Source organism: Sphingomonas faeni (assembly GCF_040407565.1).
Classification (GTDB): Bacteria; Pseudomonadota; Alphaproteobacteria; order Sphingomonadales; family Sphingomonadaceae; genus Sphingomonas; species Sphingomonas faeni_F.
Genome location: NZ_JAPZPR010000001.1, coordinates 866,199 through 887,117, shown reverse-complemented (window position 1 = coordinate 887,117; position 20,919 = coordinate 866,199). Strand labels below are relative to the sequence as shown.

24 protein-coding genes and 2 tRNA genes are annotated in these 20,919 nt (G+C 65.1%); 13 read left to right on the top strand and 13 right to left on the bottom strand.

The annotated features are described in order from the left end of the window. Window positions 1-169 precede the first annotated feature (169 nt). From O6Y00_RS03885 to O6Y00_RS03870, 4 genes are all read left to right on the top strand, one after another. On the top strand, window positions 170-2,278 hold the full coding sequence (locus O6Y00_RS03885) for an alpha-glucuronidase family glycosyl hydrolase (RefSeq protein ID WP_353441276.1): 2,109 nt from the start codon (window positions 170-172) through the stop codon (window positions 2,276-2,278). A 155-nt stretch (window positions 2,279-2,433) separates the two neighbouring features. Next, on the top strand, window positions 2,434-3,732 hold the full coding sequence (locus O6Y00_RS03880) for an SGNH/GDSL hydrolase family protein (RefSeq protein WP_353441275.1): 1,299 nt from the start codon (window positions 2,434-2,436) through the stop codon (window positions 3,730-3,732). Continuing rightward, on the top strand, window positions 3,729-3,941 hold the full coding sequence (locus O6Y00_RS03875; RefSeq protein WP_353441274.1) for a hypothetical protein: 213 nt from the start codon (window positions 3,729-3,731) through the stop codon (window positions 3,939-3,941). The genes O6Y00_RS03880 and O6Y00_RS03875 overlap by 4 nt, the downstream gene beginning before the upstream one ends. Window positions 3,942-4,103: 162 nt before the next feature. Continuing rightward, complete coding sequence (locus tag O6Y00_RS03870) at window positions 4,104-5,234, top strand: glycoside hydrolase family 43 protein (protein WP_353441273.1); 1,131 nt, start codon at window positions 4,104-4,106, stop codon at window positions 5,232-5,234. Window positions 5,235-5,475: 241 nt separating this feature from the next. Here O6Y00_RS03870 and O6Y00_RS03865 read toward each other — a convergent pair. Further along, window positions 5,476-5,551 (bottom strand) — tRNA-Ala (locus tag O6Y00_RS03865). 83 nt (window positions 5,552-5,634) lie between these two features. After that, a complete protein-coding gene (locus tag O6Y00_RS03860) occupies window positions 5,635-5,961 on the bottom strand; it encodes a TIGR02300 family protein (protein ID WP_031395784.1) in 327 nt (108 codons plus the stop codon). A gap of 99 nt (window positions 5,962-6,060) precedes the next feature. Between O6Y00_RS03860 and aroA the strand changes: the two genes are divergently transcribed. Beyond that, entirely contained in the window at window positions 6,061-7,395 is a 1,335-nt protein-coding gene (gene aroA, locus O6Y00_RS03855) for a 3-phosphoshikimate 1-carboxyvinyltransferase (RefSeq protein WP_353441272.1), read from the top strand. 1 nt (window position 7,396) lies between these two features. Next, window positions 7,397-8,035: a (d)CMP kinase gene (gene cmk / locus O6Y00_RS03850; protein ID WP_056051420.1), complete on the top strand. Its 639-nt coding sequence runs from the start codon at window positions 7,397-7,399 to the stop codon at window positions 8,033-8,035. 281 nt (window positions 8,036-8,316) lie between these two features. Here the strand turns inward: cmk and O6Y00_RS03845 are convergent, their stop codons facing one another. Next, the gene (locus tag O6Y00_RS03845; RefSeq protein WP_254686751.1) at window positions 8,317-8,574 is read right to left on the bottom strand and encodes an SWEET family sugar transporter; all 258 of its coding nucleotides are present in this window, start codon (window positions 8,572-8,574) and stop codon (window positions 8,317-8,319) included. A gap of 275 nt (window positions 8,575-8,849) precedes the next feature. Here O6Y00_RS03845 and rpsA point away from each other — a divergent pair, with 275 nt between their 5' ends. The 5 genes from rpsA to O6Y00_RS03820 all read left to right on the top strand — a co-directional run bounded on the left by rpsA (window position 8,850) and on the right by O6Y00_RS03820 (window position 13,037). Further along, on the top strand, window positions 8,850-10,568 hold the full coding sequence (gene rpsA / locus O6Y00_RS03840; RefSeq protein WP_176501356.1) for a 30S ribosomal protein S1: 1,719 nt from the start codon (window positions 8,850-8,852) through the stop codon (window positions 10,566-10,568). Between the two features lie 160 nt (window positions 10,569-10,728). Continuing rightward, entirely contained in the window at window positions 10,729-11,007 is a 279-nt protein-coding gene (locus O6Y00_RS03835) for an integration host factor subunit beta (protein WP_176501355.1), read from the top strand. Window positions 11,008-11,074: 67 nt separating this feature from the next. Continuing rightward, window positions 11,075-11,158: transfer RNA gene (locus tag O6Y00_RS03830), tRNA-Leu, on the top strand. A 68-nt stretch (window positions 11,159-11,226) separates the two neighbouring features. Next, the gene (locus tag O6Y00_RS03825) at window positions 11,227-12,606 is read left to right on the top strand and encodes an ABC transporter substrate-binding protein (protein ID WP_353441271.1); all 1,380 of its coding nucleotides are present in this window, start codon (window positions 11,227-11,229) and stop codon (window positions 12,604-12,606) included. A 5-nt stretch (window positions 12,607-12,611) separates the two neighbouring features. Beyond that, window positions 12,612-13,037 carry a DUF4112 domain-containing protein gene (locus O6Y00_RS03820; protein WP_353441270.1) on the top strand — a complete coding sequence of 142 codons (426 nt, stop codon included), beginning with the start codon at window positions 12,612-12,614 and terminating at the stop codon, window positions 13,035-13,037. Window positions 13,038-13,183: 146 nt separating this feature from the next. Here the strand turns inward: O6Y00_RS03820 and O6Y00_RS03815 are convergent, their stop codons facing one another. Together O6Y00_RS03815 and nadC are read right to left on the bottom strand one after the other, a co-directional pair. Further along, window positions 13,184-13,897: a ribonuclease T2 family protein gene (locus O6Y00_RS03815; protein ID WP_353441269.1), complete on the bottom strand. Its 714-nt coding sequence runs from the start codon at window positions 13,895-13,897 to the stop codon at window positions 13,184-13,186. 90 nt (window positions 13,898-13,987) lie between these two features. Then, the gene (gene nadC / locus O6Y00_RS03810) at window positions 13,988-14,896 is read right to left on the bottom strand and encodes a carboxylating nicotinate-nucleotide diphosphorylase (protein WP_353441268.1); all 909 of its coding nucleotides are present in this window, start codon (window positions 14,894-14,896) and stop codon (window positions 13,988-13,990) included. 126 nt (window positions 14,897-15,022) lie between these two features. On the opposite strand from nadC, the gene O6Y00_RS03805 reads away from it, so the two are divergent. Continuing rightward, window positions 15,023-15,172 (top strand): hypothetical protein, encoded by a 150-nt coding sequence (locus O6Y00_RS03805; protein ID WP_353441267.1) that lies wholly within the window; start codon window positions 15,023-15,025, stop codon window positions 15,170-15,172. Between the two features lie 28 nt (window positions 15,173-15,200). Here the strand turns inward: O6Y00_RS03805 and nadA are convergent, their stop codons facing one another. The 6 genes from nadA to O6Y00_RS03775 all read right to left on the bottom strand — a co-directional run bounded on the left by nadA (window position 15,201) and on the right by O6Y00_RS03775 (window position 18,923). Beyond that, the gene (gene nadA / locus O6Y00_RS03800) at window positions 15,201-16,187 is read right to left on the bottom strand and encodes a quinolinate synthase NadA (protein WP_353441266.1); all 987 of its coding nucleotides are present in this window, start codon (window positions 16,185-16,187) and stop codon (window positions 15,201-15,203) included. A gap of 15 nt (window positions 16,188-16,202) precedes the next feature. Then, window positions 16,203-16,928 carry a DUF4230 domain-containing protein gene (locus O6Y00_RS03795; RefSeq protein ID WP_353441265.1) on the bottom strand — a complete coding sequence of 242 codons (726 nt, stop codon included), beginning with the start codon at window positions 16,926-16,928 and terminating at the stop codon, window positions 16,203-16,205. Beyond that, window positions 16,910-17,767, bottom strand: coding sequence for an MBL fold metallo-hydrolase (locus O6Y00_RS03790; protein ID WP_353441264.1), 858 nt, complete (start codon window positions 17,765-17,767; stop codon window positions 16,910-16,912). Before O6Y00_RS03790 ends, O6Y00_RS03795 begins: the two co-directional genes overlap by 19 nt. A gap of 266 nt (window positions 17,768-18,033) precedes the next feature. Next, window positions 18,034-18,357, bottom strand: coding sequence for a Grx4 family monothiol glutaredoxin (gene grxD, locus O6Y00_RS03785; RefSeq protein WP_353441263.1), 324 nt, complete (start codon window positions 18,355-18,357; stop codon window positions 18,034-18,036). A 10-nt stretch (window positions 18,358-18,367) separates the two neighbouring features. Continuing rightward, on the bottom strand, window positions 18,368-18,598 hold the full coding sequence (locus O6Y00_RS03780) for a BolA/IbaG family iron-sulfur metabolism protein (RefSeq protein ID WP_353441262.1): 231 nt from the start codon (window positions 18,596-18,598) through the stop codon (window positions 18,368-18,370). 1 nt (window position 18,599) lies between these two features. Further along, entirely contained in the window at window positions 18,600-18,923 is a 324-nt protein-coding gene (locus tag O6Y00_RS03775; RefSeq protein WP_353441261.1) for a DUF1476 domain-containing protein, read from the bottom strand. A gap of 163 nt (window positions 18,924-19,086) precedes the next feature. Here O6Y00_RS03775 and O6Y00_RS03770 point away from each other — a divergent pair, with 163 nt between their 5' ends. Next, window positions 19,087-19,224, top strand: a complete 138-nt coding sequence (locus O6Y00_RS03770; RefSeq protein ID WP_353441260.1) for a hypothetical protein — start codon at window positions 19,087-19,089, stop codon at window positions 19,222-19,224. Here the strand turns inward: O6Y00_RS03770 and O6Y00_RS03765 are convergent. Both O6Y00_RS03765 and leuD read right to left on the bottom strand, forming a co-directional pair. Beyond that, window positions 19,209-20,249: an NADPH:quinone oxidoreductase family protein gene (locus O6Y00_RS03765; protein ID WP_353441259.1), complete on the bottom strand. Its 1,041-nt coding sequence runs from the start codon at window positions 20,247-20,249 to the stop codon at window positions 19,209-19,211. The genes O6Y00_RS03770 and O6Y00_RS03765 overlap by 16 nt on opposite strands. After that, window positions 20,212-20,841, bottom strand: a complete 630-nt coding sequence (gene leuD / locus O6Y00_RS03760) for a 3-isopropylmalate dehydratase small subunit (RefSeq protein WP_132897718.1) — start codon at window positions 20,839-20,841, stop codon at window positions 20,212-20,214. The genes O6Y00_RS03765 and leuD overlap by 38 nt, the downstream gene beginning before the upstream one ends. Window positions 20,842-20,919: the final 78 nt, after the last annotated feature.

Sequence of the window (20,919 nt, the reverse complement as noted above, 5' to 3'; positions counted from 1 at the left end):
ACTCTTGTACCGGGCACCCGCATTCTCCTGTCGTCAACGCGGCATTGCTGTCGATGCCTTCGTCGTGATAGCGATAACATGTCCGAGAAACCGAGCCGCTGTCAATGCGGCGTGGGCCGACAGGAGAGGAAGACGTATGGGGTTCGCCAGGCTTTTCGTTGCGATGGCAATGCTGGTTGCGAGCGCGGGAACGGCACAGGCGGAGGACGGATACGACCTCTGGCTGCGGTATCGCCCGCTGGCGACAAACGACGCAGCGGCGCTCCAGCGCGATGCGCAATCGGTCGAGCGGCGTGACGATACGCCGACGCTTCGGGTTGCCGTAGACGAGGTGCGGCGAGGACTGGCGGGTCTGTCCGGACGCGCCAGCGCCGACGGTACGAGCGCGCATCCTGTTGTGTTGGCGACCGGTGCCGACCGCGACGTCGCGGCGCTTCGCCTGCCCCTCGCGACGCTCGGCGACGAAGGGTATCTGGTGCGGTCGACGACGTTCGGGGGTCGGCGCGTCACGCTGGTGACGGCGAACACCGATCGCGGCGTGCTCTACGGCAGCTTCGCGATGCTGCGGTACCTCCAGACCGGGGGCTCACTCGCGAGCATCGACCTGACATCGACACCGCGCGTAAAACTGCGCGTGCTGAACCACTGGGACAATCTGGATGGCGTGGTCGAGCGTGGCTATGCCGGTCAGTCGCTATGGGACTGGTGGACGCTCCCCGACTTCCGCGATCCGCGTTACACAGACTACGCGCGCGCCAACGCCTCGATCGGAATCAACGGGACGGTCCTCAACAACGTCAACGCCAAGGCGGAAAGCCTGACGCCGCGCTACATCGCCAAGGCCGCGGCGCTGGCTGACGTGTTCCGGCCGTACGGGATCAAGGTGTATCTCTCGGCGCGGTTCTCGGCACCGATCGAACTGGGGGGGCTGAAGACCGCCGATCCGCTCGATCCGCAGGTCGCGGCCTGGTGGAAGGCGAAGGCGGACGAAATCTACCGCGCGATTCCCGATTTCGGCGGCTTCCTCGTGAAGGCGAACAGCGAGGGCCAGCCGGGTCCGCGCGACTATCACCGCAGCCATGCGGACGGCGCCAACATGCTCGCCGCCGCCGTCGCGCCGCATGGCGGGATCGTGATGTGGCGCGCGTTCGTCTATGCCGACACCGATCCCGAGGACCGCGCCAAACAGGCCTATACCGAGTTCAAGCCGCTCGACGGCAAGTTTGCGGACAATGTCATCGTCCAGGTGAAGAACGGTGCGATCGACTTCCAGCCGCGCGAGCCGTTCCACCCGCTGTTCGGCGCGATGCCGAAGACGCCGCTGATGATCGAGTTCCAGATCACCAAGGAGTATCTCGGCTTCGCCACGCACCTTGCCTATCTGGGGCCGTTGTTCGCGGAGACGCTGGCAAGCGAGACGATGCAGAAGCCCGGCGAGACGGTCGCCAACGTCGTCGACGGCGTGGCGGAGGGCCACACCCTGACCGGGATGGCCGGCGTCGCCAATATCGGTCGCGACCGGGACTGGGCGGGCTCGACGTTCAATCAGGCGAACTGGTATGCGTTCGGGCGGATGGCGTGGGATCCGACGCTCGCCGCCGCGCCGGTCGCGCGCGAATGGGCGGCGATGACCTTCGCGCCGACGCCCGCCATCGTCGATCCGGTCGTCGGCATGATGATGGGATCGCGCGAGGCGGTGGTCGATTACATGACGCCGCTCGGCCTCGCGCATCTGATGGCGACGGGCCACCATTACGGTCCCGGCCCTTGGGTTGCCGACCTCAAACGCTCGGAGTGGAACCCGGTCTATTACCACCGCGCCGACAAGACCGGGATCGGTTTCGATCGGACGAAGACGGGCAGCGATGCGGTCGCGCAATACGCCCCTGCTCTAGCGCGCCGCCTGGCCGATCCGGCGACGACACCCGAGCGCGAACTGCTCTGGTTCCACCATCTCCCCTGGGATCGCCGCCTCGCGTCTGGCCGGACCGTGTGGGCCGAGATGGTCCACGATTACGATGCCGGCGTTGATTACGTTTCGACCATGCGGCGACAATGGGCCTTGCTCCAGTTCAGCATCGATGCGGAGCGTTGGACAAAGACGGCGACTTATCTCGCGGTCCAGGAACGCGAGGCCCGCTGGTGGCGCGATGCAAGCGTGGCTTACTGGATGTCCGTCAACCACCTGCCCCTGCCCCCCGGCGTCGCGCCGCCCGCACATGATCTGGCGTGGTACAAGGCGCTGAAAGTGCCATATGCCCCGGGCAATCCGCAGTGAAACGGGTACCATCCGGTAGAATCGCCGCCCGCGCCCCGCTCGGTCAAGGCTCGCAACCCCAGGCGAGCAACCGTGGCGCGCGACACGGGCTTGCTTGCGATCCGCTTCGTCCGGGCGCTAGGATACCGCCAACGACGACCATATGGGGTGGGACGATGAGACGGTGGTCCGCGGCGCTGATAGTCGGCGCGCTGCTTATCGCGGGTGCAGATGCCCGCCGCCCCTCACCATCCCATGGCGGGGCGAATCGGCCCGAACCGCACTGGATCGCGAGTTGGGGTTCTGCCCAGTTGAATTCGACCGGCGAGAACGCGCTTCCGATGGATCGGGCCGGTGCGATCACGCTGCGCCAGATCGTGCGGCTGTCGGTCGGCGGCGACAGCGTAAGGGTGCGTATTTCCAACGCGTTCGGCACCCAACCGCTGGCGATCGGCGCTGCGCACATCGCGCACGCCCTGAAGCCGGGGACGCCGCAGACCGATGGCGGCGCCACGGTGACGTTCGCCGGACGCGGCGATGCGGTGATACCGGCGGGCGCGGAAATCTATTCGGATCCCGTAACGCTGGCGGTGGGATCGGGTGCGGACCTTGCCGTCAGCATCTATCTGCCCGCCGCCGCGACTCCGCAGACCGGCCATCCAGGCGCCCGCGCGACGAGCTTCACACTGCCGGGCGCACATGTGTCAGACCCCATCCTGTCCGGCGCGCTCCCAACCACGCACTGGTATGCACTCGCCGATATCGAGGTCGCAGGCATCGCTGGCGCGCGGTCTGGCGCAGTAGCAAAGCCGGGAACGATCGTCGCGATCGGCGATTCGATCACCGATGGCTACGGCGTACTGCCCGAGCACAACAGCCGCTGGCCAGACATCCTCGCCGAGCGGTTGCGCGCCCTTCCTGCCACGCGCGCGCTGGGCGTGGTCAATACCGGCATCGGCGGCAATCGCGTGCTGCTCGACGGAACAGGTCCCAATCTGCTCGCTCGGTTCGATCGCGACGTGATCGCACGCAGCGGCGTTCGCTGGGCGATCGTGCTGGAGGGCGTCAACGATATCGGCGTGCTCACCCGCGACGCACCCGCCACTCCCGAACGGCATGCCGCCCTCGTCGCGCAGGTGACGGCCGCCTATACCCAGCTCGTCGCACGGGCGCATGCCCACGGCATCAAGGTGATCGGCGGGACGGTGATGCCGTTCGGCGGCAACGACTATTATCACCCGAGCGCGGCCAACGAAGCCGATCGGCAGGCGGTCAATACGTTCATCCGCACCGCGGGCGTGTTCGACGACGTGATCGATTTCGACCGGCTGATGCGCGACCCCGCACATTCCGATCGCCTGTTGCCCGCCTATGATTCGGGCGATCACCTCCACCCATCGGAAGCCGGCTACCGGGTGATGGGCCAGGCGGTCCCCCTGACGCTGTTCGCCGACAAAGGGCGATCGGACCCGTGACCGCCGCGGCCGCGCCGCATCGAAAGTTTGCGATCGCGTTCGACGGTCGCCCTGCACACGGTCCGCTGGCGCCGATAGAGCAGCGATCCTGCGCCATTCGCGACATCACCACCGCGCTCGGCACCGGCAAGTCGCCGGCGTTCGGCTTCCTGAACGCTGGCTTCGGGCTCGCCACGCGCGGCAACGCAGCGCGCGCGATCGCCGGATGATCGTCCGCGTTGGCGGCAACCATACCCATAGTCGTTTCGATCGCGCAGGGGTCGGCGCGATCAGCGCTTGTCCGGTTGCGACGCGCTGATATGGTAGCGCTATCTGTTGCAAGCACAGACTGTAGATCTCGCAGAAGATCGTTTTAGGAAGGATTACCTGGCATGCGCCTCCACCAAAAAACCGCGCTGTTCGCGGTATTGCCCGCGATGTTCGCCGCCGGCGTTACCATCGCCCAGATACCCGCCCGGCACGCCGGCGCCATCCCTCCGTCGACCTCGGTCGCCAAGGCCGAACCGCGCAGTCCCGAGGGGAAACGCTATCTGGCGCAGCCGCTCGTGACCACGATCTTTGCGGCCGATCCGTCGGCGCATGTCTTCAACGGCAAGATCTATGTCTATCCCAGCCATGACGTCGACGCCGGCATTCCCGACGACGATCTCGGCAATCAATATGCGATGCACGATTACCGCGTGCTGAGCATGGATCGCCCGGGCGGTCCGGTGACGATCCATCCGGTCGCGATCGACGTCGCGCAGATCCCGTGGGCGTCGAAGCAGACCTGGGCGCCCGATGCCGCGTACAAGAACGGCATCTATTATCTCTACATGCCGGCGCGCGACAAACAGGGCGTGTTCCGCATCGGCGTCGCGACGTCGAAATCGCCGACCGGCCCGTTCAAGGCCGAGCCACAACCGATCCGCGGCAGCTTCTCGATCGATCCGGCGGTGTTCAGCGACACGACCGGCGAGAGCTACATGTATTTCGGCGGCATCTGGGGCGGCCAGCTCCAGCGCTGGGCGACCGGCAAATTCGATCCGGCCGGCAGCGATACCGACCTGAAACAGGACGACAAGCCGGCACTCGCGCCCAAGGTCGCGCGCCTCTCCGCGGACATGAAGCAGTTCGCCGAAACCCCGCGCGACGTGCAGATCGTCGACAAGGCCGGCAAGCCGATCCTCGCCGGCGATCACGACCGGCGCTTCTTCGAGGCGTCGTGGATGTTCAAGCGCGGCGGCAAATACTACTTCACCTATTCGACCGGCGACACGCACTTCATCGCCTATGCGGTGGGCGACACCCCCTATGGTCCGTTCCGTTATACCGGCCGGATCCTCTCCCCGGTGCAGGGCTGGACCACGCACCATTCGATCATCGAGTTCAAGAACCGCTGGTGGCTGTTCTACCACGACACACAACTGTCGAACCGCAACCACCTACGCTCCGCCAAGATGACCGAACTGACCTTCAACGCCGACGGCACGATCAAGCCGCTCGACCCGTTCAAGGACTGACGCGGAAGATGACCGGGCGGCCGCGAAGGTCGCCCGGTTCGAAGACGTGACGGGGTGACAGGTAGGGCGCTGCTAAATGCGCTGTGACGTTCTACAGACGCGCCGCGAAAACGAAACGCTCGGCGAACGGAACGCGCGTGGACAGCAGACGCGCGAAAATTTGCGACGGTTACGTTGGTAACCGATCAGCCGAACCAAAGCTGGTGAGATACCCAATACCCGGGTCAGGCCAACGGAGGAATGGTGGAGCCGAGGGGGATCGAACCCCTGACCTTTCGCATGCCATGCGAACGCTCTCCCAGCTGAGCTACGGCCCCATTCCCGTTGGGAGGCGGGTCACTAACCGGACCCGCCCGGGTTGGCAAGCGGCGTAAATGCCGCCTGCCAAATTTCTTTTAGATTAACGCTCGTGCTCGTCCTGTGGCGTCTCGACGCCGAGGTCGTCGTCGCCGCCGAGATCGACTTCGTCGTCCGCCGACGGCTCTTCGTCCTCGCCGGTGATCGAGGCGATGTCCTCTTCCTCGTCACCCTCGAGATCCGCGTCGGGCTTCTTGGTGTCGGGCTTGGCGACCTCGAACGGCAGCGGCTGCTTCGACTTCAGGATGGGCTCGGGCTCCCACGCATACCCGCATTCGATGCAGGTCACAGGGTCGGCTTTTTCGAGGTCGTAGAAACGCGTCGCGCATTTCGGGCACGAACGCTTCGTGCCCCATTCCGGCTTGATCATGCCGATAGAACCTTTCGGATGAATGGATTGCGGGGGGATACCCTCGCAAAGTGGGCGCGCCTTGCCATAGCGCAAGGCCACTGTCAAAAGCCCGGCCCCATGGCACACCCCCTCCCCACTTCGATGGACGTCGTCGCGCGCGGTCCACTGGCCGGTTCGATCGCGGTCCCCGGCGACAAGTCTATCAGCCACCGCGCCTTGATGTTCGCGAGCCTGGCGGTCGGCACCAGCCGGATCGAGGGTCTGCTGGAGGGCGAGGACGTGCTCGCCACGGCTGCTGCGATGCGGGCAATGGGCGCGACGATCGAGCGCGGCGAGGACGGCATCTGGGTCGTCGACGGTGTCGGGGTCGGCGGATTGCTTCAGCCCGAAACCGCGCTGGAGATGGGCAATTCGGGGACGTCGACGCGGTTGCTGATGGGCCTCGTGTCGAGCCATCCGATCACCTGCACTTTCACCGGCGACGCGTCGCTGTCGGGTAGGCCGATGGGGCGCGTGATCGAGCCGCTGTCGCAGATGGGGGCGGACATCACGTCGTCGCCGCGCGGGCGGCTGCCGCTGATGGTGCGCGGGATGTGTCCGGCGGTGCCGATTGAATACACGCTGCCGGTCGCGTCGGCGCAGGTGAAGTCGGCGATTTTGCTGGCGGGGCTTAACACGCCGGGGATCACGCGGGTCATCGAGCCAGTTGCGACGCGCGATCATAGCGAGCGGATGCTGACGGGGTTCGGCGCGAAGCTGACCGTTGAAGAGACGAACCGGGGCCGCGTTATCTCGATCACGGGCGAAGCGGACCTTAAGCCGCAGGATATCGTCGTGCCGGGCGATCCTTCGTCGTCGGCGTTCTGGCTGGTCGCGGCGTCGATCGTGCCGGGGTCGGATATCGTCGTGCGCAATGTCGGGCTGAACCCGACGCGGATCGGGATCGTCACGGCTTTGCGGATGATGGGCGCGGACATCGCCGAGCTCGACCCGCGCACCGTCGGCGGCGAGCCCGTCGCGGACCTGCGCGTTCGCCACGCGCCGCTGACTGCGATCGAAGTACCGGCCGATCTCGCGCCGAGCATGATCGACGAATATCCGGTGCTGTTCGTGGCGGCGGCTTTCGCGACCGGAACGACCGTCGCGCGCGGCGCACACGAGCTGCGGGTCAAGGAATCGGACCGGATCACGACGATGCGGATCGCGCTCGAAGCGTGCGGCGTGGTGTGCGAAGAGTATGAGGATGGAATGGCGATCACCGGGTCGGGCGGCGCGGCGATTCGCGGTGGCGCTCGGGTGGCCTCGAAACTCGACCACCGCATCGCAATGAGCATGGTCGTGGCTGGACTTGGCGCCGTTCAGCCCGTCACGATCGATGATGTATCGCCGGTGGCGACGAGCTATCCCGTGTTCTTCCGGTCGCTCGATGCGCTGACCGGCCGGGGGAATTAAGATGATCATCGCAGTCGACGGTCCGGCGGCATCGGGCAAGGGCACGATCGCGCGTGCCTTGGCCAAGCATTACAAGCTGCCGTATCTCGATACCGGGCTGCTCTACCGTGCGGTTGCGCTGAGCGTGGCGCGGATGGGGCTCGATCCGGAGACCGAGGCCGACGCGGTCGCCGCGTGCGATTTCAGCGATGCGCTGCTGAGCGATCCGGCGTTGCGTGATGACGATATCGGCGCGCTGGCATCAGTGGTGTCGGCGCATCCGCTGGTGCGGGCGGCGTTGCTGCATCGGCAGAAGCGGTTTGCGGCACAGGAGGGGGGCGCGATCCTCGACGGGCGCGATATCGGGACGGTGATCGCGCCGGATGCGGATGCGAAGCTGTTCGTGAAGGCTACGCCGAATATTCGCGCGCAGCGGCGGCATGCGGAGTTGCAGGCTCGGGGTGGGACTGCCAGCAAGGATCGGGTTCTGGCTGATATTCGGGCTCGGGATGCTCGGGATAGCGGGCGGTCGACCGCGCCGCTGGTGATGGCGGCGGATGCTGCTTTGCTGGATACGAGCTTTTTGTCGATCGAGGCTTCGGTGCAGCGGGCGGTTGCGTTGGTTGAGGCACAGCGGGCGAAGAAGGCGGCTTCGGTTTAAGCTACTCCCCTCTCAGCAGCAGCGACCGCCCCGGCGGAGGCCGGGGCCCAGTTGGGGGACGTTGCTAACTGAGGGCAGCACTAAGTTACTGCGACCTTTCCAACTGGGCCCCGGCCTCCGCCGGGGTGGTTGCTCTGTTGGGGTTAGCTACCGTGAACCAACCCTGTTTCCCCGCGAAGGCGGGGACCCAGACTGGGCTCCCGCCTTCGCGGGAGAACAAGGAAGTTTAAGGGTCCGCCGTTACCTCCCCGCTGCCTACCGCGCAGCAGCTGCCCCCTCCACTAAAGCGCAGTAACCAGCGCGACCGCCCCGAACACCACCCCCGGAAAATTAGCCACGACGATCGGCCAGTCCCGCTTGTCCTTCAGAAACCCATACCCGACCCACAGCGCGCAATTCACCATCGTCGCGAACGGCTGAACCACCGATCCCTTCTGACCCGCAAGGTTCAGCAGGATCTGGTCGATGTACGACAGGTACATCACGATCGCCGTCACGGTGGCGACCCAGCCCAGCACGAGAATGCCGCGTTCGTTCAAATCTTCGCTCCTGTTGTGAGCAGCCCCCAACGAAGCCGAGCCGAACTTGCTCCGAGACCCGGTTTCGGCTATACGGAACCGTCCGGCGAGCGATGCTCGTGGAGGAAGGCGCGGAGACCCTCGAGTCTCACGCGCCGTTTTCGCATTCAGCGTCTACGTCCTCCGCGCCTCGTGCCGTCCGGATGCTGCGCCGGCGTTCGGTCGTCGCGGCAACGAAGGCCAAGACCAGCGGACCCAACCGCTTGGCCGGAAACAGACTAGGATTACTGAATTCTATGGCAACCCAGGTAATGCCGACCCGCGACGATTTCGCGGCGATGCTGAACGAAACGCTCGGCGACGCCGACAGCTTCGAGGGCCGCGTGGTGCATGGCACCGTGACCGGCATCGAGAACGACATGGCCGTCATCGACGTCGGTCTGAAGTCGGAAGGCCGCGTGCCGCTTCGCGAATTCGCAGCGCCGGGCCAGAAGGCTGACCTCAAGGTAGGCGACGAAGTCGAAGTCTATGTCGACCGCGTCGAGAACGTCCACGGCGAAGCGATGCTCAGCCGCGATCGCGCCCGTCGCGAAGCCGCATGGGACAAGCTGGAAACCGAATTCTCCAAGACGACCCGCGTCGAAGGCGTGATCTTCGGTCGCGTGAAGGGTGGCTTCACCGTCGACCTGAACGGCGCCGTCGCGTTCCTTCCCGGTTCGCAGGTCGATATCCGCCCCGTGCGCGATGTCACCCCGCTGATGGATATCCCCCAGCCGTTCCAGATCCTGAAGATGGACCGCAAGCGCGGCAACATCGTCGTGTCGCGTCGTGCCGTTCTCGAAGAGACGCGCGCAGAGCAGCGTTCGGGCCTGATCCTCAGCCTGGCCGAGGGCCAGATCATCGACGGCGTCGTCAAGAACATCACCGATTACGGTGCGTTCGTTGATCTCGGCGGCATCGATGGCCTGCTGCACGTCACCGATCTCAGCTACAAGCGCGTCGGTCACCCGAGCGAAGTCCTGAACATCGGCGACACCGTCAAGGTGCAGATCATCCGCATCAACAAGGACACCCAGCGGATCAGCCTCGGCATGAAGCAGCTGGAGAGCGATCCCTGGGATGGCGCGATGGTCAAGTACCCGGTCGGCGCGAAGCTCACCGGCCGCGTCACGAACATCACCGAATATGGTGCGTTCGTCGAGCTGGAAGCGGGCATCGAAGGCCTCGTCCATGTGTCGGAAATGTCCTGGACCAAGAAGAACGTCCATCCGGGCAAGATCGTGTCGACCTCGCAGGAAGTCGACGTCATGGTCCTCGAAGTCGATTCCGAGAAGCGTCGCATCTCGCTCGGCCTCAAGCAGGCTCAGGCCAATCCTTGGGAGGCATTCGCTGCCGCTCATCCGATCGGTTCGACCGTCGAAGGCGAAGTCAAGAACGCGACCGAGTTCGGTCTGTTCATCGGTCTCGACAACGACGTCGACGGCATGGTCCACATGTCCGACATCGCATGGGGTGTTTCGGGCGAGGACGCGCTCAACCTGCATCGCAAGGGTGAGACCGTCGAGGCCGTCGTGCTCGACATCGACGCCGAGAAGGAGCGTATCTCGCTCGGCATGAAGCAGCTCGAGCGCGGCGGGCCGTCGGCCGGCGGCATCGCAGCAGCAGGCGACAAGCTGAACAAGAACGCGATCGTTACCGTGACCGTTCTCGAAGTCCGCGATGCGGGCCTCGAAGTGCAGCAGGGCGACGATGGCGCGACTGGCTTCATCAAGCGCACGGATCTGGGTCGCGATCGCGACGAGCAGCGTCCGGAGCGTTTCCAGGTCGGCCAGAAGTTCGACGCGATGGTCACCGGCTTCGATCGTTCGAAGAAGCCGACCTTCTCGATCAAGGCTATGCAGATCTCGGAAGAGAAGCAGGCTGTCGCTCAGTACGGTTCGTCGGACTCCGGCGCGACCCTCGGCAACATCCTGGGCGAGGCTCTCAAGGCTCGCACGGAAGCCGATAAGAAGTAAGCTCAACAGCTTATCGATAAATTGGCCCGGCATGTCTCGAACATGCCGGGCTTTTTCTTGTAAGAACGCTTTTGGTTTTTGACTGTTGCGCAATTGGTGCTAATGCATCGCATGTTGACCTATATCAATGTTATGCATTTGCCGATGGGCGGGGGCTCGAATGATCCGATCTGAATTGGTCTTGAAGATTGCCGAGGCGCACCCGGACCTGCAGCCTAACGAAGTGGAGCTGATCGTCAGCACCTTCTTTGACGAGATATCGAAGCGACTAGCCGCCGATGGCCGGGTCGAACTGCGCGGGTTTGGCGCGTTCTCGACGCGCGCACGCGACGCCCGCACGGGCCGTAACCCCCGGACCGGCGAAGTCGTCGAGGTGGAAGCCAAGCGCGTGCCGTATTTCAAGCCTGGCAAGGAAATGCGCGCACGTCTCAACGTGTGATCGATCCGCGCAATTCTGCGCGGCATGGGTTGACCCGGCGGGCGACCTCGTCTTGTTGGCGCTGTGTGCGGACGTGGCGAAACCGGTAGACGCAGGAGACTTAAAATCTCCCTCCCTAGGAGTGCGGGTTCGAGTCCCGCCGTCCGCACCATTTTTGGCGCCTTGCTCGCTGGTTGCCTTGTCCTCGCGGGTTGCGATCGCCGTCCCGATACCGGGGCAGTGATCGTCAGCGCAATCGGCGCCGCGCCACGATTGGCCGACGCCAGTAGGGTCGCGCTGGACACACCGACCCGCCTGATGATGGATGCCACCGCGCAGGGGCTGGTTCGGTTCGATGCGGCGGGGCAGATCGAACCCGGACTCGCCGAGCGCTGGATCGTGATCGACGGCGGGATGAGCTATATCTTCCGCCTGCGCGAGGGCGATTGGGGCGATGGCACACCGGTCACCGCCGAACAGGTAGTGGCGATGCTCGAACGCCAGATCGGCAGCGCCAATCGCGTGTCGCACAATCCGCTCGCACCGTTCCTGACCGCGATCGACGAAATCGTCGTGATGACCCCGCAGGTGATCGAGGTGCGGCTGTCCCGCCCCCGCCCCGACCTGCTGAAACTGTTCGCGCAACCCGAACTCGCGTTGCTACGGCTACGGCCGACCGGCGGGACTGGCCCGTTCCGTGTCGCGCGTCGCGGTCGTGCGCCCTTGCTGCGGCCGGCCTTCGACCCGGGCCAGGCGGATCCCGACGACCAGCGCGAAGCCAGGCCCGAAGAAGACGTCCGGCTGATCGGCGAGCGCGCCGCGCGTGCGATCGCCCGATTCGCCAACCGTGACTCGGACCTTGTGAGCGGGGGCAGCTTCGTCGATTGGCCGCTGCTGGCGACGACCGACATGGCCCCTGCCAATATCAGAGTCGATCCCGCCGTCGGCCTGTTCGGGCTCGCGATCGTCCGGCGCGAGGGGTTCCTCGCCGACGCCGCCAATCGTGCCGCGGTATCCAGCGCGATCGACCGGACGGCGCTGACCACCGCGATCGCAACGGCCTGGGATCCCGCCGACCGCATCCTGCCCGATATCCTCGATTCCGCCGCGCTGCCGCAGGTACCCGCCTGGTCGCTACTCACGCAGGACGAGCGACGTTCGGCGGCGCGGCAAAGGGTGACGGCGTGGACGGAGGGACCGATCGCCGTGCGGATCGGGCTTCCGGACGGGCCGGGCGCGACCTTGCTCTACGCGCAGGTGGCGGCCTCGCTGATCGCCATCGGCATTACGCCCACGCGGGTCGGCATGGAGGATGCCGCGGATCTGAAGCTCGTCGACGCGGTAGCGCCCTATGACAGCGCGCGCTGGTATCTGGCGACCGCGTGCGTCGTATGCGGAGAGGCCGCGCAGAATGCGCTCGACGCGGCGCGCGAGGCGCCGACGCTGGCCGAACGTGGCGTGCGCATCGCGGCGGCCGATGCGGCGATGAACGAGGATGTGGCGTTCATTCCGCTGGCGCGCCCGCTGCGCTGGTCGCTGGTTGCGGCGCGGCTTCGACAGTGGCAGCCCAACACCCGTGCATGGCACCCGTTGAACAGGTTGCGCACCGATACCAACTGATAGTGATGACCCAGCGCCCTACCCGCCTCGCCCCCGGCCTTAACTTTGATTCGCTACCGATGGGACGCGACGCACTTTCCGTCCGCCGCCGCGTCGAGGCGATGGAGCGGGTGATGGAGGGGCTGTTCACGATCCCGGGCACCAACCGCAAGGTCGGCATGGACGTGATCCTCGACCTTATTCCGTTTGCCGGCAGCACGATCGCGGCGGCGATCGGCGGATGGATGGCGTGGGAGGCGCGCAACATCGGCATGTCGAAGATCCAGATGGCGCGGATGTTCGGCAATGTGGGCATCGACTGGGCGCTGGGCATGATCCCGTTCGTCGGCGCGGTGCCCGACTTCTTCTTCCGGTCGAACACGCGCAACCTGCGGATGATCCGGCGACATCTCGACAAGCATTATCCGTCGACGACTACCCTGGAGGGATAGCGCCGTCCGCTTCTGATCCCCCGAGGGATTTGGCTGGCCCTTGCCAGACGGGGGGGAGGCAAGCGATAACTGCCGTTCCGTGCCCTCCCCCTCCGTCGCCTCTGGCGTCACCTCCCCCTGGCGGGGGAGGATTGGCAGGACGGGATTCATCCTCGCCCGCGCCAGATTTGCAGCGGTGCGCTCGGCGCTAGTCCGCCCTGGTGCACCGGGCAGCGGCGGTAGCGGAAGCGGCGGTCGAGGCAGATCCACACCTCGTCCAGCCAGCCTTGCTTCGTTGCGGTCACCCGCATCATGTCCGCTTTCAGCCCGGGATTTGCCGCCGCCATCGCCGCGGCAAACCGCCCTGCCGTCAGCGACGTGCGCGACAATGCATCCATGTCTGGATAGCGCAGCCTGGCGTACAGCCCCGCCGACTGGTTGAAATACCGCGCCGGACGATAGCCGGGCATGCACGTGCCATGCTTGGCCCATTCATGCTGCAGCAGTTGCGCCGAGGGCGTGGTGCAAAGGTGCGCGCGGATCACCGGTGGCGGCACGAAATCCGCCGGGCGACAATATTGCGGCCAGTCCTTGTCGACGCCGTCCGGCCACAGCCCGTGCAGCGTAAAGCCGAACCGGTTGCCGGCACCGCACTGGAACGACGACGACGCGCGATCGCCATTGTCCTTGCAATATTGCGGAGCCCAGGTGATCGCGAGCGTGTAGCTGCCGATCGGGACATCGCGCTTCGGCTGGCTATCGGACGGCAGGTCCGGGCGGACGCGCTCGACCGTCGCGGGCGTCGAGCATTGATAGGCTTGCGCCTGCACTATGGTCGGTAAGGCCAGCGCCGCGGCGGCCAGGGTCAGTCTCGCGATCATGCTGCGTCCTTGTCGGGGTCATGCGGGAGCCTCACGCTACCGCACGCCATGTTCTTTTCAAACGCCAGACTCGCTCCCGGCACGTCGATCTCAGACCGATGCGAAATCCAGGCCGATGTCCGCTGCCGGCGCGGACTGCGTCAGGCGGCCTACCGAGACATAGGTGACACCCGTTTCCGCTATCGCTCGGATCGTGCCGAGCGCGACGCCCCCTGAGGCTTCGGTCGGCACCCGGTTATCGACCAGCGTTACCGCGTCCCGCAACATCGCAGGTGCCATGTTGTCGAGCAGCAGATGGGTAGCACCTGCGCCGAGCGCGGGCTCGATCTGATCGATACGATCGACTTCGACGATGATGCTGGCGATCCCCGCATCTTTCGCGCGGCGAACCGCCTCGGCAACCCCGCCCGCCACCGCGACGTGATTGTCCTTGATCATCGCCGCATCCCACAGCCCCATTCGGTGGTTCTGGGCGCCGCCCATGCGCGTGGCGTATTTCTCCAGCACGCGCAGACCCGGAATCGTCTTGCGCGTATCGAGAAGGATCGCTCCCGTCCCGCTGATCGCATCGACATAGGCCCGCGTCATCGTCGCGATCCCGGACAAATGCTGCACCGTGTTGAGGGCGGATCGCTCGGCGGTCAGCAATGCACCGGCACGCCCCTCGAGCCGAAGGAGTTCGGTGCCAGCCGTGACCGCCTGCCCGTCCTGCACGAGCCGCTCTATTCGAACATCGGGATCGAGCGTGCGAAAGAACGCGTCGGCGAGATCGAGCCCGGCAACGACGATCGGATCCCTGCTGTCCATCACCCCCGCGAACCGCGCATCAGCCGGAATCACTGCGGCCGACGTGATGTCACCGATCGTGCCCAAATCCTCCGCCAACGTCGTGGCGACGAACGCGGCGATGTCGAAACCGACGAGGCTGGTCGGGGGGGATGTTGGGTTCACCTGTCGTCTCCGAGAATATAGCGTAATATCACGGTCATGCGGATGCATAACCAACCGATCTGACTGCAATCTGACAACGCCGCCCGCCGATTGTCGGTTTGCAATTATTATTTTCAACCCGACGGAACCATATCCGCAATCGAGTGTTGCAGGTTCGATACCCGAGGAATTCCAATGCATATCCAGATGATGGCCGAAACCGCCCGCCTCAGCCAATTACTGGGTGAAGCGCTCGAACTCGCCGATACGCTCCAGTTGCCGATTGCCGCCATCCATATCGATCAGGCACTGGCGCTGCTCGATCCAGATACGCCTCAGACCTGAACCTAGAGGCGGTTGCGCCACCAGCGGGTTATCTGGACGGTCCCACATCGCCGTGCCCAACCGTTGCTGATGCCATCCGCAGCATCGCATCGAGACTTTTCTTGGCCTGCAGCCGCAGCCCCTCCTCGATCTCGATCCGCGGGCTCAGATCGCGTAGCGCGACGTAGAGCTTTTCAAGCGTGTTGAGCGCCATGTACGGGCAGATGTTGCAATTGCAGTTGCCGTCAGCGCCGGGTGCGCCGATGAAACGCTTGTTCGGCAACGCCTTTTCCATCTGGTGGATGATGTGCGGCTCGGTCGCGACGATCAGCGTGTCGCCCGGCATCGCCAGCGCGTAATCGAGGATGCCGCGTGTCGAGCCGACATAATCGGCGTGGTCGAGGATGATCGGGGGGCATTCGGGATGCGCGACGACGGGCGCGCCGGGGTGCTGCGCCTTGAGCTTCATCAGCTCTGTTTCGCTGAACGCCTCGTGGACGATGCACACGCCCGGCCAGAGCAGCATGTCGCGACCGGTTTTCCGGGCGAGATAGCCGCCGAGATTGCGGTCGGGCCCGAAGATGATCTTCTGCTCGGGCGGGATCTGCGCGAGGATCGTGTCCGCCGACGACGAGGTCACGATGATGTCCGAGAGCGCCTTCACCTCGGTCGAGCAGTTGATGTAGGTCAGCGCGATGTGATCGGGATGCTTGGCGCGGAACGCCGCGAACTGCTCGGGCGGGCAGCTGTCCTCCAGGCTGCACCCGGCATCCATGTCGGGCAGCACGACGATCTTATCGGGCGAGAGAATCTTGGCGGTCTCGGCCATGAACCGCACGCCGCAGAACGCGATCACGTCGGCGTCGGTCGCGGCCGCCTTGCGCGACAGATCGAGGCTGTCGCCGACGAAATCGGCGAGATCCTGAAGCTCGGGCTTCTGGTAATAATGGGCGAGGATGACGGCGTTCTTCTCCTTGCGGAGCCGCTCGATCTCGGCACGAATGTCGATGCCGGCGAAGTTCTGGTTCAATTCCATGGTCGTATCCCGAGTTTAGCGAGCATTCCCTAGCACGTCCTGCAGCGAGCGCGAGGTATCCCAGCGCTCCCCGTTCGCGACCGGCTCATCCGCGAATCGCACCGCGACGGTCGCGTCGATCCCGGCAGCCCGCAGCGGCATCGCGAAACTGCGTTCCACGGCCCTGCGCGTGGCATCACGCGCGAGCTTGATCATCGCCGGTTCGCGCGCCTGGCGGATCAGTTCAATCTGGCCCGCACGGCGGTTGGCGGCATCGAGGCGCTTCTCCGCATCGGTAAAAGTGGTCAGCACGCCGCCCGAGCCATATTCACGGACCGCGGTCAGATCGACTTGAGGCCCGTCCGCCTCGACCGCGGGAAGCCGGACGGACAGCGTCTTGGCATTGGCATCCCAGGCGACGTCGGCCTGCGTCAGCTTAGCCATGTCGACTTCATACCGCACCATGCCCGGCATTATCAGCGTCTTCTCGGTGGTGAAGCCGAGCTGCGACTGTTTCGAGGTGACGACCGCGACATAGCGCGCGGCGAATGCGGACAGGCGATTCTGCTCGCGCAGGCCTTCCAGGCTGGCGCTGGCGATCGTCGTCGGATCGGGGGTGAGCCGGTCGGAGACATAGCGTTGCACGCCCCACAGCGCGAGCAGCCCGGCAAGCACGAGAATGACGACGACGCCGATGGCCTTTGCCAGGAACGGGCCGACGCCGCCGTTGCGGACGGGGGGGGTTACGCGGTCGTCCGCCATGTTTCGCCTTCCTCGATCACCAGCCCGCGGGCTTGCAGGTCATACAGATGCGCCAGCACCGACCGCGCCGCCGCCGGCACCAGTCGCGCGTCGAGGCCGACATACATCCGCCCGATCATCGCCGGGATCGGCTGTGCGCCGTCTCGGAGCAGGCGGAGGATCTGGCCCTCGCGTTGCTTGCGGTGGCCGAGCATCCCACGAACGAGGCGTTGCGGCGTCTCGATCGCCTCGCCGTGGCCGGGATAATAGACGCGATCGTCGCGCCCCATCAACTTTTCGAGACTCGCCATGTAGGCTGCCATGTCGCCGTCAGGCGGCGAGACGATCGTCGTCGACCACCCCATGACGTGATCGCCCGAGAACAACGCCCTGGTCTGGGGCAGCGCGAAAGCGAGATGGTTCGAGGTGTGGCCAGGTGTCGCGATCGCTTCGAGTGTCCACCCGTCGCCGGTGACCGTGTCGCGTTCGGCCATCACGCGGTCGGGCACATAAGCGACATCGAACGATGCGTCGGCGCGGGTACCGGCATCGGCGCGGTCGAACGATGCGGCACCGACGATCGGCGCGCCGGTGATCGCCTGAAGCGGTCGCGTCGCCGGGCTGTGATCGCGGTGGTGATGCGTGACGACGATCGCGGTCACGGGACGTCCGTCGATCGCCCGGATCAACGCATCGATATGCCCCGGATCGGCCGGCCCCGGATCGATCACGGCAAGGTCGCGCATGCCGACGATGTGCGTTTGTGTGCCCGTATACGTGTAGGGCGACGGATTGGGCGCGAGCACACGCGTCACGAGCGGCTCGAGCTGGATCGGGATACCGGTCGGATGCTCGGCCATGGAGGCGAGATGGCGGCTCGGACCAGCGATGACAAGACCCTCGAATTTTCCGCCGAACGTCGCCGTTCTTTACAAGTGCAGGATCGCACGAATGGCCGTTAATCATCGAACACTGCAGGAATCTGCGACTGCTGGCTATTGGCACGCGCGGTGCAGATATAGAATTGTCACCGAGCGCCTTGCGCGCTCATGCAGGGTGGATCGACCGCTTCGTTCCGGTCTCGCGTCGATCCACCCTCACCCGGTGCCAACAGTTTAGAGTTGGCTCAGTTCGCGGCCTGCTTTTCGAGAAGCTGCGCCAGTTCACCGCTCTCGTACATCTCCATCATAATGTCCGAGCCGCCGACGAATTCGCCGTCGACATAGAGCTGCGGGATGGTCGGCCAGTCGGAATACGCCTTGATGCCCTGCCGGATGCCCTGGTCCTGCAACACGTCGACACTCTCGAACTCGACCTCGAGGTGGTTCAGGATCGCGATCGCGCGGCTCGAGAAGCCGCATTGCGGGAACAGCGGGCTGCCCTTCATGAACAGGACGACGGGGCTGGCTTTGACCAGGGCGTCGATGCGGGCGTTGGAATCGTCGGTCATGTATCGGTCCTCAGGAAATTGCGGTGGTAAGTTGTAGCGCGTGCAGGACGCCGCCCATGCGGCCGCCAAGCGCGGCGTAGACCGCCTGGTGCTGCTTGACGCGGCTGAGGCCTGCAAAACTCGCGGCCGTCACCTTGGCGGCATAATGATCGCCGTCGCCGGCGAGATCGGTGATCTCGACCTGGGCATCGGGAATTGCGTCGCGGATCATGGTCGCGATGTCGTCGGCAGCCATCGGCATGTTACTGCGCCTCCAGCAACTGGCGACGGGCCTCGATCATGTGCTGCGCCAGCGCACGGCGGACGGTCGCCTCGTCGTGATCGAGCCCGGCTGCGGTCAGATCGCCCACCAGCTTGCGTACGACGTCGTCGTCGCCGCCACCCTCCATATCGGCATGGACCAGCGCGGTGGCATAAGCGTCGGTTTCTTCGGGCGTAAGCTTCATCTCGTGCGCAGCCCATCCGCCGAGCAGCCGATTGCGGCGCGCGGTGATGCGGAACGCCATCTCCTCTTCACGCGCGAAATTCGCCTCGCTGGCGCGTCCGCGGTCCTCGAAAATGGTCATTGCGCACGTCCCCGTTCAGCCTCTTCGTAGCCTGAGAGATAGGTCGTGGACCGGCGCGGCGCAATAATCTGCGAAAGACGGTATATTACTACTAGCGCCCGACGATATTTGTAACGATATATAAGTCAGTCACGTGACAAACCGCACGGACAGGAGAGTGATCATGACCAGCATATCGGCATCCGCACCCACCATTCCGACACGATCGGCCCCGCGCGTCGTTCATGGGCTGGCGACAGGGGTGCTGGCGTCGATGGTGATGTGGGCGGCAATCGCCGCCGCCGTTTACGAATTCTTCTGAGATAAGACCCCGGGGTCGGCTGAGCGTGAGCCGACCTCGACAACGAGTTTGCCGATGGCGCCGCGTGCCGCCATCTTGGCGATTGCCTTGCCGCCGTCCTCGAACGCGAACACTTCCGTCACGCGCGGTGCGATCTTTCCGGCTTCCCACAGGTCGAACAGCGTTTCGATGTGCGCCTGGTTCGCTTTCGGATCGCGTGCCGCGAACGCGCCCCAGAACACGCCGCAGACGTCGCAGCTCTTGAGCAGCGTGAGGTTCAGCGGCAGGCGCGGGATACCGGCGGGGAAGCCGACGACGAGATACTTGCCCTCCCAAGCGATCGATCGGAGCGCGGGCTCGGCATAGTCGCCGCCGACCGGATCGTAGATCACGTGCGCGCCGTCACGACCGACTGCGGCCTTGAACTGCTCTGCGAGCGCTTTCGACTGGTCCTTGTCGAACGGGGCGCGGGCGTAGATCAGCGTTTCGTCGGCACCCGCGGATTTGGCGGCGGCGGCCTTCTCCTCGGAGGAGACCGCCGCGACGACCTTTGCGCCGAACGCCTTGCCGAGTTCGATTGCGGCGAGCCCTACCCCGCCGGCCGCGCCGAGGACGAGCAAGGTCTGTCCGGCCTCGATATGGCCGCGGTCGAGCAGCGCGTGGATCGTCGTGCCGTAGGTGAGGATCAGCGACGCGCCCTCGGCAAAGCTGCGACCTTCGGGGAGGCGGTAGAGCTTGGCGGGGTCGGCGATCACCTTCTCGCACAGCCCGCCGTGACCGAGCATCGCGATCACGCGGTCGCCGACTGCCCAGCCAGTGACGCCTTCGCCGATCGAGGCGATCGTGCCGGCGATCTCGCCGCCCGGGGCGAACGGGCGTTGCGGCTTGAACTGGTATTTGTCCTCGATGATCAGGACGTCGGGGAAATTGATCGCGCAGGCCTTGACCGCGACGACGACCTGTCCGGGGCCGGCTACCAGATCGGGCAGCTCGACCATTTCCAGAGTTTCAGGTCCGCCGACTGCCTTCGACACCAATGCTCGCATACCCGCTCTCCACCGTCGTCCAGGGGCGATTCGATGCGACCGCCTCCTCGAATTTCGAAATCTGGGTATCCCTTGCCAGCGTCAGACCGACTTCGTCCAGCCCTTCCATAAGACACTGGCGACGGAATGCGTCGAGTTCGAAGGTGAAGCGATCCTGGAACGGGGTGGTGACGGTCATCGTCTCGAGATCGACGGTGACAATCTGGTCCTTGGCGACTTCGATAAGCCGGTCGATCGCCTCCTGCGGCAGCACGACGGGGACGATGCCGTTCTTGAACGCGTTGCCCGAGAAGATGTCCGAGAAGCTCGGCGCGATGACCGCGGTGATGCCCATGTCGGCGAGCGCCCACGCGGCATGCTCGCGGCTGGAGCCGCAGCCGAAATTATCGCCGGCAATGAGGATCGGCGACCCGGCATAGCGCGGGTCGTCGAAGATATTGCCGGGTTGGGCACGCACCGTCTCGAACGCGCCACGGCCGAGGCCAGTGCGCGTGATCGTCTTCAGCCAGTGCGCCGGGATGATGACGTCGGTGTCGATGTTCTTCGCGCCCCACGGATAGGCGCGGCCCGAGACGGTCGTGACGGGGGTCATCGCTGTTCCGTGCGCTCCGGAACCACACGCGCCGATGCGACATAGGCCGCGACGCCGCTGATCATCGCGCCAGCCGCC

Coding starts and splice junctions, on each gene's coding strand:
- O6Y00_RS03870 (WP_353441273.1), top strand. CDS start 4,104: ATGCGCCTCCACCAAAAAACCGCGCTGTTCGCGGTATTGCCCGCGATG.
- leuD (WP_132897718.1), bottom strand. CDS start 20,841: ATGACCCCCGTCACGACCGTCTCGGGCCGCGCCTATCCGTGGGGCGCG.
- grxD (WP_353441263.1), bottom strand. CDS start 18,357: ATGACCGACGATTCCAACGCCCGCATCGACGCCCTGGTCAAAGCCAGC.
- O6Y00_RS03815 (WP_353441269.1), bottom strand. CDS start 13,897: ATGATCGCGAGACTGACCCTGGCCGCCGCGGCGCTGGCCTTACCGACC.
- O6Y00_RS03835 (WP_176501355.1), top strand. CDS start 10,729: ATGATCCGATCTGAATTGGTCTTGAAGATTGCCGAGGCGCACCCGGAC.
- O6Y00_RS03770 (WP_353441260.1), top strand. CDS start 19,087: ATGACCAGCATATCGGCATCCGCACCCACCATTCCGACACGATCGGCC.
- nadA (WP_353441266.1), bottom strand. CDS start 16,187: ATGGAATTGAACCAGAACTTCGCCGGCATCGACATTCGTGCCGAGATC.
- O6Y00_RS03795 (WP_353441265.1), bottom strand. CDS start 16,928: ATGGCGGACGACCGCGTAACCCCCCCCGTCCGCAACGGCGGCGTCGGC.
- aroA (WP_353441272.1), top strand. CDS start 6,061: ATGGCACACCCCCTCCCCACTTCGATGGACGTCGTCGCGCGCGGTCCA.
- O6Y00_RS03790 (WP_353441264.1), bottom strand. CDS start 17,767: ATGGCCGAGCATCCGACCGGTATCCCGATCCAGCTCGAGCCGCTCGTG.
- O6Y00_RS03885 (WP_353441276.1), top strand. CDS start 170: ATGCTGGTTGCGAGCGCGGGAACGGCACAGGCGGAGGACGGATACGAC.
- O6Y00_RS03765 (WP_353441259.1), bottom strand. CDS start 20,249: ATGCGAGCATTGGTGTCGAAGGCAGTCGGCGGACCTGAAACTCTGGAA.
- cmk (WP_056051420.1), top strand. CDS start 7,397: ATGATCATCGCAGTCGACGGTCCGGCGGCATCGGGCAAGGGCACGATC.
- O6Y00_RS03860 (WP_031395784.1), bottom strand. CDS start 5,961: ATGATCAAGCCGGAATGGGGCACGAAGCGTTCGTGCCCGAAATGCGCG.
- rpsA (WP_176501356.1), top strand. CDS start 8,850: ATGGCAACCCAGGTAATGCCGACCCGCGACGATTTCGCGGCGATGCTG.
- O6Y00_RS03805 (WP_353441267.1), top strand. CDS start 15,023: ATGCATATCCAGATGATGGCCGAAACCGCCCGCCTCAGCCAATTACTG.
- O6Y00_RS03820 (WP_353441270.1), top strand. CDS start 12,612: ATGACCCAGCGCCCTACCCGCCTCGCCCCCGGCCTTAACTTTGATTCG.
- O6Y00_RS03880 (WP_353441275.1), top strand. CDS start 2,434: ATGAGACGGTGGTCCGCGGCGCTGATAGTCGGCGCGCTGCTTATCGCG.
- O6Y00_RS03775 (WP_353441261.1), bottom strand. CDS start 18,923: ATGACCATTTTCGAGGACCGCGGACGCGCCAGCGAGGCGAATTTCGCG.
- O6Y00_RS03780 (WP_353441262.1), bottom strand. CDS start 18,598: ATGCCGATGGCTGCCGACGACATCGCGACCATGATCCGCGACGCAATT.
- nadC (WP_353441268.1), bottom strand. CDS start 14,896: ATGCATCCGCATGACCGTGATATTACGCTATATTCTCGGAGACGACAG.